We start from the raw sequence: 14,650 nt of genomic DNA, 5'->3' as shown, positions 1-14,650 counted from the left end.
GTCCGGGGGCCTGTTACTCACATCACAGCTCAGCCAATCAGGCGGGCAGCTGCTCGAAGCGTTCTACCGCCTGCGCCACCTGTGCCAGACTCCCCTGCCAGAAGGCAGCCTCACGAATATCCTGCCCCAGATGCTTGGCCACCAGCTCTTCGGCGCTCATCCGGCCGGTATCGCGCAGCAAGGCGCGATACGCCTCGGCCACCCCCTCTTCCCCTGCAGCTTTGCGGCTCATCAACTGCTGATAGACCCCGAGGCTGAACAGATAGCCAAACAGATAGGGGTAGTTGTAAAAACCCAGCCCCGCGATGGAGAAGTGCGCCTTGGCCGCCCAGAACATGGGGTGATAGCGGGTCAGGCTCCCCTCATACCAGCGCCCCCACGCCTCGTCGGTCAACGCCTTGAGCCGCTCTGCCGGCACATAGCCCTGCACCCGCTCGGCCACCAAGGCCTGCTCGAAATCGAAGCGGGCCGGGATATTGACCAGGAAGGTGGCGGCGCCATCGGCTTCCGCCCAGGCGATGGCCAGCTGCTCTTCCGGGCTTTGCGCCTGCTCGAACAGGGCGCTGCACACCAGGGTTTCGGCAAAGATGGAGGCGGTCTCCGCCAGCGTCATGGGGTAGCTGCGCTGGCTCATCGGCAGATCGCGAATGACCCAGTTGTGCCAGGCGTGGCCCAGCTCGTGCGCCAGGGTGATGACGTTGTCCATGGTACCGGCATAGGTGACAAAGACCCGCGGCTCCACCGGCGCGGCAAACTTGGTGCAGTAGGCACCGGTGCGGCGATTTGGCGTGGGCGCCGCATCAATCCACCCCTTCTCGGCCATCATGCGGGCAAACGCCCCCATCTCGGGATCGAAACGGCTAAAGGCATCGGCAATCAACTCGATCGCCTCCTCGAACGGGATCTCGCGGCTGCTGGCGGCCGGAGGCGGTGCAAACAGATCCTCCGGCCCCAGCTCGTCGAGTCCGAGCCGCGCAGCCATCAGCCCCAGGGCGCGCTGACCCAGCCCACGGGCCCGCCAGGTTTCGCTCATCAGGGCATCGAGGGTGGCGCGCTCGATATGGCTCTGGTGGCAGGAGAGATCCAGCGCATCGAGCACACGGGTTTTGCCGCGCTGACGGGCCAGCTCCAGCCGCCAGCCGTTGAGGGCATTGAGGATGGCGGCAACCGTCTCCTGCTCCCCTTCCCAACCGGCGCTGATGGCATCAAAGGCTTCCAGACGCAGGGCCCCCACCGGGCTGGAGAGCAGATTGCTCGCCTCGGCCAGCCCCATCTCGCGGCCATCAATGGTTAAGCGGATCTTGCCCACCAGATCGTTGTAGAGGTTGCCCCAAGCGTGCAAGCCATCGGTGCCAAGGCCGATCACCAGTTGCTCCGCCGCCACCGGCAGGCGCTGATCCTGTAAACGACGCTCATGGCGCAGGCGGTACGCCTCCTCACCAAGCAGCGGATCCCTCATCAGCGCGGCGAATTGCTCTTCCGGCAGTGCCAGCATCAGATCGTCCACCGGCGCCAGGGTCTTGAACAGATCGGCGTTGAGGGCGCGGGCACGGGACGCCAGCTGTTTGGCCTGCGGATCCCGCGCATCCTGACTGCCGCGACACGCCGCCAGAATGGCGACGTTCCAGCCAATATGGCGAATATCACGGGCGCGCAGCCGCACTTCCCGCAAAAAATCCTGCAGCGCAGCGTCATCGCCGCGCACCCCGTCCAGACCCGCCATATAGCTGGCCAGCTCTTCCAGCGCGTGGCGGGCGGCGCGCATGTCCGCTTCCAGCTCGGGGCTGTCGAGGCCTGGGTAGATATGGTCGTTATTCCACTGTTGTTGATACATAGCTTCTCGCAAAGGCCTTCATCGGGAGGCGCAACAGGCCTGCGGGCAGCAAGCCCGAGACCGAGCGTCCCGCAGGCCAAAAAATGAAGAGAGGAAAAAAAGAGAAAATAGCCCGCAAGCTCCCTTATCCCTTGGCCGGGGCAAGACGGCTCACCAGCGTCATCACCGCAACCAGCAGCAGACCCGCCACCACACCGGCCACGGCGTTGAGCAGGGTCGGCGTCACCGCCGCCAGTACGGCCCCCACGGTCGGCAGGGTGGCAACGACAGCGGCAGCCCCTTCGATCAGGTGATGGGCAAAAGGCCAGCCATGCACCAGAATGCCGCCCCCCACCATAAACATGGCGATGGTGCCGACCAGTGCCAGCAGGTGCATCAGGCGCGGCGCCGTCACCAGCAGCCCCTGCCCCACTGCGCGGCGCAGGGCGCTGCCATCGGGCTTTTGCAGCAGGTGCAGGCCGATATCGTCGAGCTTGACGATCAGCCCCACCAGCCCGTATACACCCACCGTCATCAGCAGGGCGATGCCCGCCACCACCGAGAGCTGCAGGGCGAGGCTCGCCCCCTGAACCGTGCCAAGGGCGATGACGATGATCTCGGCAGAGAGAATAAAATCGGTGCGGATCGCCCCTTTCACCTTCTGCTGCTCAAACGCGGCCAAATCATCGGGAATGGGGGCTGTGTGTGCCTCCCCCTCGTTCGCCTCATGGGGCAGGAATTTGTGCGCCAGCTTCTCGGCCCCCTCAAAGCAGAGGTAGGCGCCCCCCAGCATCAAGAGCGGCGTAATCAGCCAAGGCACCAGCGCACTGATGGCGATGGCGGCGGGCACTAGGATCAGCTTGTTGCGAAATGAGCCCTTGGCCACCGCCCACACCACCGGCAGCTCCCGCTCGGCGCGCACCCCGGAGACCTGCTCCGCGTTGAGGGCGAGATCGTCCCCCAGCACCCCGGCGGTCTTCTTCGCCGCCATCTTGGTCATCAGTGCCACATCATCGAGCACGCTGGCGATATCATCGAGCAGGGCCAACAGACTGGTTCCGGCCATATCAGAAATTCCTTATATCAGTGAGAAACGTCTTCCCGAAAAATGTCTCGCGCTTGTTCACCACGACCTTGGTCATCGGCGCCACATCATCGAGCACGCTGGCGATATCATCGAACAGGGCCAACAAACTGGTTCCGGCCATATCAAAGATCCCTTGTATCAGTGAGAAACGTCTTCCCGAAAAATGTCTCGCGCTTGTTCACCACGACCTTGGTCATCGGCGCCATATCATCGAGCACGCTGGCGATATCATCGAGCAGGGCCAACAAACTGGTTCCGGCCATATCAAAGCTTCCTTATATCAGTGAGAACAACCCGGGAGAGAGGTGTACATCCCCCCCCGATAACCACCGGGGGCAACAGGGCCACCTCATGGCGAGCGCAGGCCATCATCGGCCGCGCCAAGAATCGGGCGCTCGCCATCGGGGGTTACGTCTTTCGGGCAAAAGATGGCACAGTGTAACGAGAAGCCGCCGTTTCGGCAGCACCCCTGAGCCATTTGATCTTGGTTCCCTCTGAATCACCTCAAGGAGTTCCCATGCAACCCTGGCAACCTCTGCTCGATCTCTGGTTTGGCAACGAGGCCGATGACGTACTCCGGGCCACCCGGCAAGCCCCTCTCTGGTGGGGAAAAAGCAGCGAAACGGATGCCCTGCTGGCCAGCCGCTTCGGCGAGCTGGCAAAGGCCGCGGCCGAAGGCAGCCTCGCCCACTGGGCCGATATACCCAGCGGCCGGCTGGCGCTGATCCTGCTGCTCGACCAGCTGCCGCGCAATATCCATCGCGGCACACCTGCGGCCTTTGCCCAGGATCCGCTGGCACGGGATCTCTGCCTGAAAGGATTGTCCATCGGGGCTGACCAATCCCTCTCGCCACTGGCGCGGGTCTTCTTCTATCTGCCGCTGGAACATGCCGAATCCCGTGAACAGCAAGCCAGAAGCGTGGCGCTGTTCGAGGCGCTGGCAGCGGAGCAGGCTGGCACACCGGCGCAAGCGACTTTCGCCGGATTTGCCGACTTTGCCCGCCGCCATCAGGTGATCATCGAGCGCTTTGGCCGCTTCCCCCACCGCAACGACATACTGGGTCGCACCAGCACGCCGGAAGAGGTGGCATTTTTGCAGCAACCGGGCTCCGGCTTCTGACACCCGCCATATAAAAAATCCCCGCCAGATGGCTGGCGGGGAGAGCAGATGGACAACAATAGTCGGCGTTACTGAATGCGGTAGCGTGATATCTGCTGGTGGATGCTATCAGTAGTGACATTGAGCTCCTCGGCCGCAGCCGAGGTCTCTTCCGCTGTGCTACTGGTCTGCTGCACGACTTGAGCTATCTGCTCCACCTGATGAGCAATCGACTCGGCGGCCGCGCTCTGCTCGCGAATAGCGTTGGTGATCTCACCCACCTGATCCATGACCCGGTGCGAAGCACTGCGGATCTCGGAAATGATGGCGCCGCTCTCTGTCGCCATGGCGACCCCCTGACTCACCTTCTCCTCCACCAGATTCATGCGAGAGACCGTATTGTTGGACTCCTGCTGAATGGCCTCCACCGTGGCCGATATCTCCTGAGTGGATTGCGCCGTACGCTCCGCCAGCTTGCGCACCTCATCCGCCACCACCGCAAATCCGCGGCCTGACTCCCCAGCCCTCGCCGCCTCAATGGCCGCGTTCAAGGCCAGCAAGTTGGTCTGCCCCGCGACATCGCGGATCACGCTGACCACACCGCCAATGCGCGAAATGCCTTCCCCCAGCGCACTCACCTCGGCCGAGGCCTGCCTGATCGAGTCGGCAATCTCGTTGATGGCATGGACGGTACGATCGATGGTCCTGCCCCCTTCAGTCGCCAACTGTCCTGACTCGTTGGTGATACGGCTCGTCTCCTGAGTGCGCTGGGAGATGTCAGTGATACTGACCGTCATCTCTTCAACACCAGCGGCGATCAGACTGGTGGCATCATTGGCCTGACTGGCCTGACTGGCCGAGCTGGCCAAGTGTTGCGCCGCCTGGGAGAGGGATTCGGCGGTGCTCTTGATCTGCAAGCTGCCGACGGAAAATTCGGTAAATGTCTGTTGCAACGTATCGAGCAGCCGGTTGACCGCATTGAGGGTCAGGCCAATCTCATCCTGCTGTCTGACATCCGCTCTGAGGGTAAAGTTGAGGTCGCGCTGGATCCGGGTCAGGGTATCCATGGCGGTGCGAAGGGGGTTGGCTACCTGATTGAACAACCAGACAAACAGTCCCAACGTCAGCACTGTGGTAGCACCGGCGATAAACAGCAGTGTTTGCATGCTGTTGTCGTAGTTTTCCTTGCCTTGCGCCTTCAGTTCCAATCCCAAATCAATATTGAAGGTAACGTGAAGCTCAATCGCCTTGGCAAACTGCTGGAACAGTCCGTATGCCTCTCCCGCCAGCATGTCTCTTGCTTCATCATTTTTGTTTTGGCGGGAGAGCTGCAGAACCTTGTCTATCTCCTGATAATATTGCGCGACAATACGTTGATCATCGTCGGTCAGGCGCCGATCTTCATCATTGGAGAGCAGCTCGGCTTTGTATTTGTCGAGCAGTGAATTGATCTGTCCCCGTATCTCGGTAATACCCGTTTCGATCTGCTGCATCTTGCCGGTGTCGGTATTGAGCACATGTGTCTGCACCAGCGAGTGCAATTCATAGAAATCGGCCTGTACCTCCTTGATCAGCGAAATACTCGGCACCGTATTGTCCGTCACATAGCCTAAATCCCGGTTGGCCGAATCGAGGCGGTTGATACTGAACCAGCTGAGAAAAATGAGTGCAAGGATAACCAGCAGGGCTATCAGTTGCAGTCGGCGAGCGATATTCATAACCGTACACTCCAGATGGAAACTCTCTAGCAGTGTAGACGAGCCATATACAACAACGGCCCGCATTGGCGGGCCGTTGTTGTATATTTTTCATGGCTTTGTGATCAGGCCTTGACCGGTTCACTGTCACCCAGATCTTCGGTCTCACCCAAACTGTCTTCGGTCTTGGCAACCACGCTGGCGGCGATGGCGTTACCCAGCACGTTGGTAGCAGAGCGGCCCATGTCGAGGAAGTGGTCGATACCCAGCAACAGCAGGATGCCCGCTTCCGGAATATGGAACTGGTTAAGGGTGGCGGCAATCACTACCAGAGAGGCCCGCGGTACCCCGGCCATCCCCTTGGAGGTGACCATCAGCAGCAGCAGCATGGTGATCTGCTGGGCCATAGAGAGCTCGATGCCATAAGCCTGGGCGATGAACATCACCGCGAAGGTGCAGTACATCATGGAACCGTCGAGGTTGAAGGAGTAACCCATCGGCAGCACGAAGCTGGCGATACGCTTGTCACAACCAAACTTCTCCAGACGATCCAGGGTCTTCGGATAGGCAGCTTCAGAACTGGCGGTAGAGAATGCCAGCAGGATGGGTTCGCGGATCATCGCCAGCAGCTTGATGACGCGACCACGCAGGAAAATGCTGCCCATGGCGATCAGCAGCAGCCAGAGGCAAGCCAGCGCGATGTAGAACTGGGCCATAAAGCTGCCGTAGGTCACCAGGATACCCAGCCCCTCTTTGGCCACCATGGCGGCGATAGCACCGAATACCGCGAACGGCGCAAAGTTCATCACGTAACCGGTCACTTTCAACATGATCTCGGCGGCGCTGGCCATCAGCACCACCACCGGCTTGGCCAGATCGCCCAGCGCAGCGGCAGCGAGACCGAAGAACAGCGAGAACACCACGATCTGCAGGATCTCGTTGGTGGCCATCGCCTCGACCACGCTCTTGGGGATGGCGTGGGTCACAAAATCTTTCAGGGTAATAGCACCGGCAGCAATGCCCGAGCTGGCGGTGTCATTGGGCAGGGAGAGGGAGAGGCCCACGCCCGGCTGCATCAGGGTCACCATCACCAGACCCAGGCTCAGGGACATCAGGGAGGCCAGCATGAACCAGCCGAGGGTCTTTGCGCCGATGCGACCGACAGTGCGGGTATCGCCCATCTTGGCGATGCCGACCACCAGGGTGGTGAACACCAGCGGGGCGATGATCATCTTGATCAGTCGCAGGAAGATATCGGTGAGGATGGTGATGTTATTGGCAAAATCCGCCGCCTGATCTGCGGCAAACATGCGATAGCCCTGGCCGGTTAGGATGCCAAACATCATGGCGATGAGGATGGCAACCGTCAGTTTATTCATTTTCATGGGGGAGTCCCGGGTTTGATTGGTGCAAGCCGTAAACAATGGCGTGGGAGCCACTACAGTCCGTTTTTGTGATCCGGGCCGTTGATTCCTGGCGGCCGGTATGCTGGGAGAATGCCTAAAAGCAGGGGCTAAATCCAGAGGCTTCACTAGAATTTTATGCTGTCATTAGGTGTATGTGATATGGATCTTGCAAAAAGCCACTATTAATCACTGCTTGTTTTTATTTCTGCGAGATATTTAGCAGACAGACTCTGCTGATCGACAGCCTGTGGCAACAGACGGAAAGTGAGCAGCGCCGAGATGCGGTGCTGCACCTGCATCTGGGCCATAAAGAGATCAGGCTCATCCTCGTCAAAACCGAAGACCGGCCGTGACGGCGTCACGCTGACGGCATCACGGGTAATAGTCAGCTCATCGACCTTGAGCCAGGAGTAGCCCTCTGCCAGCGCCAGCTCCCCTGCCCGCTTGAGCACATATTTGCGGGCGGTCTCTCTGTCCACCAGATCGTTGCCAACAAACTCCAGCTGCCACTTGTCCGAGCCAAGCCGGGTCTGAGAGAAACCGGTCTGGCCATTCCAGAACGACTTTTCACTCTGGTAAGGGGTGGCGCAGCCCCCCAGCAACAGGGTGAGCATCAGCAGACAAACGGCTTTTGACAGGAGAGCAGGCACAGAGGACCTCGGCTGGGATGTGGGCAACGGAGCCGTTACTACAGCACAAACCCCGGTGACGGCACAATCACAGTGCCAGTTTCCTCTGCCCGTATCCTCTATCTGTTTCCTCTACTCGTCTGCTCGACTCGACCCGCCGCTCCTGCCTCGCTTGTCTGCACCTGTCTGGGCCACACAGGCGCCAAATTGCGCGCAAAAGAAAAGGCCTTGTCGTTTGACAAGGCCTTTACCGGGGAATTTGGTCGGTGTGAGAGGATTCGAACCTCCGACCCTCTACACCCCATGCAGATGCGCTACCTGGCTGCGCTACACACCGACGGAGTCAGCTCGGCTGACGGGGGCAGAGTTTATGGAGATGACCCCGCCCTGTCAACAAGGAAAAGAGAGCAAAACCCCGTCTATGGTGCGTTCGCTTGCTTTACGAACGATCAGCGGTTAAAGGTCAGCCGCTTGCCTAAAATCCCGTCACTGACCTGACCGTTCTGCCAGGCGATCTGGCCGTTCACCAGAGTCATCTCCACCGTGCTATGGAAGCGGTAGCCGTTGAAGGGCGACCAGCCACAGTGGTAGAGGATGTTGTCATCGTTGACCACAAATGGCTTACCCAGATCCAGCAGCACCAGATCGGCGAAATAACCCTCGCGGATATAACCGCGATCCTCGACCTGGAAGCGCTCGGCCACCGCGTGGGAGGTCTTCTTGACGATGGTCTCCAGACTGAACACGCCGTTGTGATAGAGCTCCAGCAGTGCCTGCAGGGAGTGCTGCACCAGCGGAATGCCAGACGGCGCCTTGAAGTAGCTGTTCTGCTTCTCTTCCCAGGTGTGGGGGGCGTGGTCGGTGGCGATGATATCGAGCACATCATTGCGCACCGCATCGAGCAGCGCGTGTTGATCGGCGGTACTCTTCACCGCCGGGTTGCACTTGATCTGGCTGCCCAGGGTGTCGTAATCGGTGTCGTTAAAGAACAGATGATGGACACACACCTCGGCGGTGATGTTCTTGTCTTTCAGCTCGCTCAGATCGTGGCTGGCGGTAAACAGCGACAGCTCCTTGGCGGAGGTCAGATGCAGCACGTGCAGCTTGGCGCCGTACTGCTTGGCCAGCGCCACCGCCATGCTGGAGGATTTGTAGCACGCCTCGTCACTGCGAATGCGGCCATGCTCGCCCATCGGCACATCCTCGCCCCACTTGGCCCGCGCTGCCTCTTCGGCCTTGGCGATGGTCGGGGTGTCTTCGCAATGGGTGACGATCATCACCGGACAGTCGCGGAAGATAGCCGCCAGGGTCTCCTGATTATCCACCAGCATGTTGCCGGTCGAGGAGCCCATGAACACCTTGACCCCGCAGGACTGCTTGGGATCGAGCCGTTTGATCTCTTCAAGGTTGTCGTTGGTGGCGCCGAGATAGAAGCTGTAGTTGGCCGCAGAGGAGTTGGCAGCGATCTGGTATTTGGCTTCGAGGGCATCAAGGGTCGTGGTCTGGGGATTAACGTTGGGCATTTCCATGAAACTGGTGGTGCCACCAGCGACGGCGGCCCGGGATTCACTGGCGATGGTGCCCTTGTGGGTCAATCCCGGCTCCCGAAAGTGGACCTGATCATCGATCATTCCGGGGATAAGGTGACGCCCTGCGGCATCGATGACCAGCGCATCCGGCGCCTCGATATCGGGTGCAATGCGGGCAATCCGTTCCCCCTCGATCAACACGTCGGAGGCATAGATGCGGCCTTCGTTGACCAGGGTGGCATTCTTGATAAGCAGTTTGTTCATGGGGGGTTCCAGTTCCTTTGCCGATAATCGCGAGTCATAATATCGCAAACTGCCCTTTCGCTATAGCAAGGCCTGACTGATGAAGTTATTTGTAAGAGATTTGACCGTGATCGACTCCAGCTACCTGTGCGAACGCCGCGGCATGGTGGGCGAGAGCTGGCTGGTAGATATCGAAATGAGCGGTGAGCTCAACGAAATGAGCATGCTGCTGGACTTTGGCCGGGTAAAGAAGCTGATCAAGTCGATCATCGATGAAGAGGTGGATCACAAGCTGCTGGTGCCGACCGAGTGCCCGCTGATCCACATCGAGACTCTGGACGGTGACGAAAGCACGGTGGATCTGCTGCGCCCGGAGCGCTCCATCCACCTGCGCTGCCCGACCCAGGGCTTTGCCTTTATTGAAGCCCCCCAGGTCGATAAAGAGTCGGTAACCCGCTACCTGCTGGCGGTACTGGCCAAACGGCTGCCGGACAATATCAAGGATCTCTCTCTGACCCTGCGTCAGGAGGTGATCACCGGTGCCTTCTACCACTACAGCCACGGCCTGAAAAAGCACGATGGCAACTGCCAGCGCATCGCCCACGGCCACCGCTCTCCCATCGAGATCCACGTGGATGGTGAGCGCGATGATGAACTGGAACTCAACTGGGCCGAACGCTGGAGCGATATCTACCTCGGCACCGAAGAGGACAAGGTGGCGCTGACCGAGCTGGCGTTGAGCCCTCGCGCCAATACTCAGCTGGGTGATCACCATCTGGGTTTCAAATATGTGGCACCGCAAGGGCTGTTCCAGCTGGCCATTCCCGCCGCCGAGGTGGAGATGATCGACACCGACACCACGGTCGAGCTGCTGGCCTGCTACATCGCCCGCGAAGTGAAGCAGATGGTGGGCGATAAATTCGTCAAAATTGTCGCCTATGAAGGGGTCGGCAAAGGCGCTATCGCCTACGCATAAGCGCTCAGCTAACCCCATTAACAACAAGGCCCCGCATCTGCGGGGCCTTGTTTTTTAAGTTCCGACTCATCAGGCGATGAGGCGAAAGCGCTTGACCAGGCTCTCCTGCTGCTCGGCCAGGGAGTCCAGCTGCTGGCTGGTCGCGGCCACCCGCTCAATCCCCTGATAGTTGAGATCCGAGATATCGGAGATGCGGTTGAGGTTGGTGGCGATATCGGCGCTGGTGGCCTGCTGCTGCTCGGCCGCAGAGGCGATCTGGCTCGACATGTCGCTGATCAGCACCACGATCCCCTGCACCTCCTCCATGGCGTTGTTGGCATGAGAGCTCTGATCCACACAGCTGTCCATCTCGCGGGAGCACTCTTGCATCACGGTCACCGCCTTGGCAACCCCCTGCTGCAGGTTCTCGATCATGGTCTGGATCTCGCTGGTGGATTGCGCGGTGCGACCCGCCAGACTGCGCACCTCGTCCGCCACCACCGCAAAGCCGCGCCCCTGCTCGCCGGCCCGCGCCGCTTCGATGGCGGCGTTGAGGGCCAGCAGATTGGTCTGCTCGGCGATGCCGCGAATAACATCGAGGATATTGCCGATCTGGCTGCTCATGGCGCTCACATCGCCAATCACCTTGCCAGTCTGCTGCAACTTGCCCGCCAGTTGATGGGTGGTGGTGATGTTACCCGCCATCACCTTGCGTCCCATCTCGGAGGCCTTCTCCACATCCTGCACCCGCTCCAGGGTCTGGTTGGCCGCCTGCGCCACTTCACGCACCGAGGCCTCCATCTGGGTCATGGCCGCGGCGACCGAGGCAGTCTCCTGCCGCTGTTTCTCCAGATCCGCCCGCACCAATTCGGTGGTGTGACGGTTGCCATGAGCGGCATCGTTGAGCTGGGTCGATGCCTGTGAAAGCTGGGCCAGCACCTCCCCCATCTGGGCGATCAGCAGGTTGATCTGGCTAGCCAACTGACCAAATTCGTTGTTGCTGCGAAAACCGATGCGCTGGGTCATATCGCCCCGGGTCACACAGGTCAGTACCTGCAGCAGCTCTTTGAGCGGACGGCGAATGGCCTTGCCCAGGGTGTAGGCCACCAGCATGGCGATCAGGATGGCAACAGCAATGCTGGCACCCTGGGTCAGGGTGCTCTGGCTCTGCACCGCTCTGGCGTGCGCAATGCTCTGGCCCATCAACTGCTGGCTCTGGCCAGTGATCCGCTCAAGCCGGTTCTGGATCTCGACGATCAGGGCACTGGCCTGCTTGCTCTTCTCCCGCATCTGCTCTTGCTGCTTCATCAGTGCCAGATATTGGGAGAGCACCCCTTCGCTGGCGGTGGTGTCACGCACAAAGCCGTGAACATAGTGGCCCATGTCGTTGTCGAAGTTCTTGAGCTCCCCTTGCAGATCCTTGATGGTGCTGTTGAACCCTTCGATCTGCATCTTGTTGCGCTTGAGCGCCCCTTCAATGGGTGCCGGAATGCTTTGGTTGAGAGCATCCATGGTGGAGAGTTCGATGGCGGAAAGCTTGGTAGTCAGGGTCTCGGAGAGCATTTTGATGAAGCTGTCGTCGATGGTGATCATCATGTCACCCAGATTCTTCTTGAACTGGGGCAAGCTGACCTGAAACTGCCCCTTGGCCAGATTGACCTTGTGCAGTCGGGCCAGCAACGCCTCGTGTTCACCGGGCAGGGTGTCGGTCAGTTGCAAATAGCGGTCGACCTGTTGGCCCAGGGCCCCCATCTCCCCCTGCAACTCAGGATGATGAGCCAGCTGCTGGCGCAGGGTGCCTAGTATCTTGTCGACCTCGGCCTTGGCCTGTTTTAACTCCGCCACCTCGGTGGGCAACAGCTTGGGATCCTGCTCGGTGAGCACATCCCCCAGCCACTTGTTGGCGCTGAGCAGGGCGATCTGGGTCTGACTGCTGGCGATCACCAGCGGCATCGACTGCTGGGTGACCTGATCCAGCGCATTCCCCAGGGTCTGCTGACTACGAAATGTGAGCAGTGAACTGGCCACCATCACGGCCACTAAAATAGCGAAGCCCAGATAGACGCGCTGCAAAATGGAGAGATTTGACATGGTTTGTTTCATTATTGTCCCGCTGTATATGCAAAAGTCCCTTGCCTGAGTACCCCGTCCTTTTGATACCCTGCAGACCACCCTGAACAGGCAGTGCAGATGACGTCCCTCCGGCTATCGGTATTTTTAACAGTAACTGAAGGGAATTAGGCATTGGCGGTGTCAAATGTCGGCTTGTGTCACACTTGCTGAGCGACTCGCCTCCTGTCGGGAGCCTCTCGGGGCTAAAATTCAATTTTCTTTTTCATATAAGGGAGTTAGCAATGGCGAATGAAACCATTTTCAGCAAAATTATCCGCAAAGAGATCCCCGCCGACATCCTTTATCAAGACGATCTGGTCACCGCATTCCGGGATATCCAGCCCAAGGCCAAAACCCATATCCTGATCATCCCCAACATCCTGATCCCCACCGTCAACGACGTGGAAGCTGAACATGAGCTGGCTCTTGGCCGGATGTTCACCGTGGCCCGCAAGCTGGCAAGCGATGCGGGCATCGCCGAAGATGGCTACCGCCTCATCATGAACTGCAACCGCCACGGCGGGCAGGAGGTCTACCACATCCACATGCATCTGGTCGGCGGCCAGCCGCTGGGGCCGCTGCTCAGCCTGTAATGAAGCGCCACCTCGCAACCTGCCGCAGCGCCCTGTTGCTCTGCGGCGCCCTGCTGTTGCTGGGGGGCTGTGCCTCCCGCTGGCAGGATATGTTCGTCTCCTACTCCGATCAGATGGTGCCCCTGCGCAACCAGCTGTTGCTGGGCCATGCCGCCGAGGCACTGCCAGAGGTGCGTGACTCCACCCTCGGGGATGACACCTTTGTACTGGATCGTCTGGAACAGGGGCGCATCGCCTGGCTCGCCGGGCAGGATGCGGGCAGCAAGCAGGCGCTCGCCGCCGCCGACAATCGTCTGTCATGGGAGGATAGCCAAGCCGAATATCGGCTGAGCCAGGGGCTGGATCAAGTGGGCAGTCTGCTCACCAACGATCAGTCGATGGCCTACCGTACCCCCGATTACGAACGCACCATGCTGCACCACTATCTGGCCCTCAACTACCTGCAACGAGGCGATGCTGATGGCGCCCTGGTGGAGGTGCGCCGCGCCAATCAGGTGCAGGAACAAGCCCTGAAACGGCGAGCCGACGAGGTGCGCAAGGCGAAAGATGAGAGCGAAGAGGCCGAGGCAGAAGGCGAGATGCGCCAGCTGATGTCGCGCGGCGCACCGGATCTCGACCGGCTGATCGGCAAGGTCAAAAACGGTTTTCAGAACGCCTACACCTTCTATTTTTCAGCCGTGCTCTATGAGGCGGCCGGAGATCTCAACGATGCCTGGGTCGACTATCAGCGCGGCTACCAGATAGCGCCGGACAACCGCAGCCTGCAAGATGCCTTGCTGCGACTGGCGCGGCTACGTGGCTCACCGGACGAGATCCGCGCGACCGAAAAAAAGGTGGGCCGCAAGGCGCCGCCGCTTGCGAAAGATCAAGGCCAGCTGGTGGTGCTGTTTGAGGATGGTTTGATCCCGGCGCGGCGCGAGCTGTTCCTGCCGCTGCCCATCTCCACCTCTCGCGGTGATTTTCGCACCTTTACCGTCGCCATCCCTTATTACGATAATCGGGCCAGTGACACCGGACCGCTGACGGTGGAAGTCGGAAAACGGGTCGAGCAGACCAGCGAGCTGGTGCGACTGGAAGCGCTGGCGGCCAAAGATCTGCAAGAGCGGCTGCCGGGCATGCTGACCCGTCAGGCGCTGCGACTGGTGGCCAAGGAGCAGATGCGCCACACCGCCGCCAAAGAGGGGGGCGATGTGGGCAATATTCTGGTGGGGATCTTCAACACCCTCTCGGAGCGGGCCGATACCCGCAGCTGGCTGACGCTGCCGGCACAGGCCGCCAGCTGGCAGGGAATGTTGCCGGCAGGCAGCGTTCAGCTCACCTTGGGCGCGGGGGCGGCGCAGCGGCAATTGCCGCTCACCATCCACAAGGGACGCACCACCCTGGTGTGGGTACAGCGCCTCGGGGCCGGTCTGACCACCCGGGTGATGCCCCTTTGAACAAAGGGCCAAAGCAGATAAACGAGACGATTAACGGGCAAGCTCAAACGC

Annotated in this window: 13 protein-coding genes and 1 tRNA gene; 4 read left to right on the top strand and 10 right to left on the bottom strand. The window is 60.0% G+C overall.

Annotated features, from left to right (window positions below; all coding sequences use genetic code 11):
- Nucleotides 1-37: 37 nt before the first annotated feature.
- The 4 genes from CK911_RS04365 to CK911_RS21330 form a co-directional block, all read right to left on the bottom strand.
- The gene (locus CK911_RS04365; RefSeq protein WP_172953955.1) at nucleotides 38-1,834 is read right to left on the bottom strand and encodes a M3 family oligoendopeptidase; all 1,797 of its coding nucleotides are present in this window, start codon (nucleotides 1,832-1,834) and stop codon (nucleotides 38-40) included.
- 124 nt (nucleotides 1,835-1,958) lie between these two features.
- Nucleotides 1,959-2,879: a DUF808 domain-containing protein gene (locus CK911_RS04360; RefSeq protein ID WP_098969109.1), complete on the bottom strand. Its 921-nt coding sequence runs from the start codon at nucleotides 2,877-2,879 to the stop codon at nucleotides 1,959-1,961.
- A gap of 1 nt (nucleotide 2,880) precedes the next feature.
- Complete coding sequence (locus CK911_RS21335; protein WP_172953954.1) at nucleotides 2,881-3,021, bottom strand: hypothetical protein; 141 nt, start codon at nucleotides 3,019-3,021, stop codon at nucleotides 2,881-2,883.
- Nucleotide 3,022: 1 nt separating this feature from the next.
- Nucleotides 3,023-3,163, bottom strand: a complete 141-nt coding sequence (locus tag CK911_RS21330) for a hypothetical protein (RefSeq protein ID WP_172953953.1) — start codon at nucleotides 3,161-3,163, stop codon at nucleotides 3,023-3,025.
- Nucleotides 3,164-3,417: 254 nt separating this feature from the next.
- On the opposite strand from CK911_RS21330, the gene CK911_RS04355 reads away from it, so the two are divergent.
- The gene (locus CK911_RS04355; RefSeq protein WP_098969108.1) at nucleotides 3,418-4,020 is read left to right on the top strand and encodes a DUF924 family protein; all 603 of its coding nucleotides are present in this window, start codon (nucleotides 3,418-3,420) and stop codon (nucleotides 4,018-4,020) included.
- 68 nt (nucleotides 4,021-4,088) lie between these two features.
- On the opposite strand, the gene CK911_RS04350 is transcribed toward CK911_RS04355, so the two are convergent.
- From CK911_RS04350 to CK911_RS04330, 5 genes are all read right to left on the bottom strand, one after another.
- Nucleotides 4,089-5,717 carry a methyl-accepting chemotaxis protein gene (locus CK911_RS04350; protein ID WP_098969107.1) on the bottom strand — a complete coding sequence of 543 codons (1,629 nt, stop codon included), beginning with the start codon at nucleotides 5,715-5,717 and terminating at the stop codon, nucleotides 4,089-4,091.
- Nucleotides 5,718-5,821: 104 nt separating this feature from the next.
- Nucleotides 5,822-7,081 carry a dicarboxylate/amino acid:cation symporter gene (locus CK911_RS04345; protein ID WP_098969106.1) on the bottom strand — a complete coding sequence of 420 codons (1,260 nt, stop codon included), beginning with the start codon at nucleotides 7,079-7,081 and terminating at the stop codon, nucleotides 5,822-5,824.
- Nucleotides 7,082-7,284: 203 nt separating this feature from the next.
- Nucleotides 7,285-7,716: a hypothetical protein gene (locus CK911_RS04340; protein ID WP_098969105.1), complete on the bottom strand. Its 432-nt coding sequence runs from the start codon at nucleotides 7,714-7,716 to the stop codon at nucleotides 7,285-7,287.
- Nucleotides 7,717-7,991: 275 nt separating this feature from the next.
- Nucleotides 7,992-8,068: transfer RNA gene (locus CK911_RS04335), tRNA-Pro, on the bottom strand.
- 112 nt (nucleotides 8,069-8,180) lie between these two features.
- A complete protein-coding gene (locus CK911_RS04330) occupies nucleotides 8,181-9,524 on the bottom strand; it encodes a dihydroorotase (protein WP_042022181.1) in 1,344 nt (447 codons plus the stop codon).
- A 79-nt stretch (nucleotides 9,525-9,603) separates the two neighbouring features.
- Here CK911_RS04330 and CK911_RS04325 point away from each other — a divergent pair, with 79 nt between their 5' ends.
- Nucleotides 9,604-10,479, top strand: coding sequence for a 6-carboxytetrahydropterin synthase (locus tag CK911_RS04325; RefSeq protein ID WP_042022178.1), 876 nt, complete (start codon nucleotides 9,604-9,606; stop codon nucleotides 10,477-10,479).
- Between the two features lie 69 nt (nucleotides 10,480-10,548).
- Here the strand turns inward: CK911_RS04325 and CK911_RS04320 are convergent, their stop codons facing one another.
- Nucleotides 10,549-12,561 carry a methyl-accepting chemotaxis protein gene (locus CK911_RS04320; protein WP_098969104.1) on the bottom strand — a complete coding sequence of 671 codons (2,013 nt, stop codon included), beginning with the start codon at nucleotides 12,559-12,561 and terminating at the stop codon, nucleotides 10,549-10,551.
- 251 nt (nucleotides 12,562-12,812) lie between these two features.
- Here CK911_RS04320 and hinT point away from each other — a divergent pair, with 251 nt between their 5' ends.
- Entirely contained in the window at nucleotides 12,813-13,163 is a 351-nt protein-coding gene (hinT, locus tag CK911_RS04315; RefSeq protein WP_042022173.1) for a purine nucleoside phosphoramidase, read from the top strand.
- Nucleotides 13,163-14,599, top strand: a complete 1,437-nt coding sequence (locus tag CK911_RS04310; RefSeq protein ID WP_042022172.1) for a COG3014 family protein — start codon at nucleotides 13,163-13,165, stop codon at nucleotides 14,597-14,599. The genes hinT and CK911_RS04310 overlap by 1 nt, the downstream gene beginning before the upstream one ends.
- Nucleotides 14,600-14,650: the final 51 nt, after the last annotated feature.

The sequence above is a fragment of the Aeromonas sp. CU5 genome (assembly GCF_002586745.1).
GTDB lineage: Bacteria > Pseudomonadota > Gammaproteobacteria > Enterobacterales > Aeromonadaceae > Aeromonas > Aeromonas sobria.
This window is presented reverse-complemented; position numbering and strand designations above follow the sequence as displayed.

Coding starts and splice junctions, on each gene's coding strand:
- CK911_RS04365 (WP_172953955.1), bottom strand. CDS start 1,834: ATGTATCAACAACAGTGGAATAACGACCATATCTACCCAGGCCTCGAC.
- CK911_RS04360 (WP_098969109.1), bottom strand. CDS start 2,879: ATGGCCGGAACCAGTCTGTTGGCCCTGCTCGATGATATCGCCAGCGTG.
- CK911_RS21335 (WP_172953954.1), bottom strand. CDS start 3,021: ATGGCCGGAACCAGTTTGTTGGCCCTGTTCGATGATATCGCCAGCGTG.
- CK911_RS21330 (WP_172953953.1), bottom strand. CDS start 3,163: ATGGCCGGAACCAGTTTGTTGGCCCTGCTCGATGATATCGCCAGCGTG.
- CK911_RS04355 (WP_098969108.1), top strand. CDS start 3,418: ATGCAACCCTGGCAACCTCTGCTCGATCTCTGGTTTGGCAACGAGGCC.
- CK911_RS04350 (WP_098969107.1), bottom strand. CDS start 5,717: ATGAATATCGCTCGCCGACTGCAACTGATAGCCCTGCTGGTTATCCTT.
- CK911_RS04345 (WP_098969106.1), bottom strand. CDS start 7,081: ATGAAAATGAATAAACTGACGGTTGCCATCCTCATCGCCATGATGTTT.
- CK911_RS04340 (WP_098969105.1), bottom strand. CDS start 7,716: ATGCTCACCCTGTTGCTGGGGGGCTGCGCCACCCCTTACCAGAGTGAA.
- CK911_RS04330 (WP_042022181.1), bottom strand. CDS start 9,524: ATGAACAAACTGCTTATCAAGAATGCCACCCTGGTCAACGAAGGCCGC.
- CK911_RS04325 (WP_042022178.1), top strand. CDS start 9,604: ATGAAGTTATTTGTAAGAGATTTGACCGTGATCGACTCCAGCTACCTG.
- CK911_RS04320 (WP_098969104.1), bottom strand. CDS start 12,561: ATGAAACAAACCATGTCAAATCTCTCCATTTTGCAGCGCGTCTATCTG.
- hinT (WP_042022173.1), top strand. CDS start 12,813: ATGGCGAATGAAACCATTTTCAGCAAAATTATCCGCAAAGAGATCCCC.
- CK911_RS04310 (WP_042022172.1), top strand. CDS start 13,163: ATGAAGCGCCACCTCGCAACCTGCCGCAGCGCCCTGTTGCTCTGCGGC.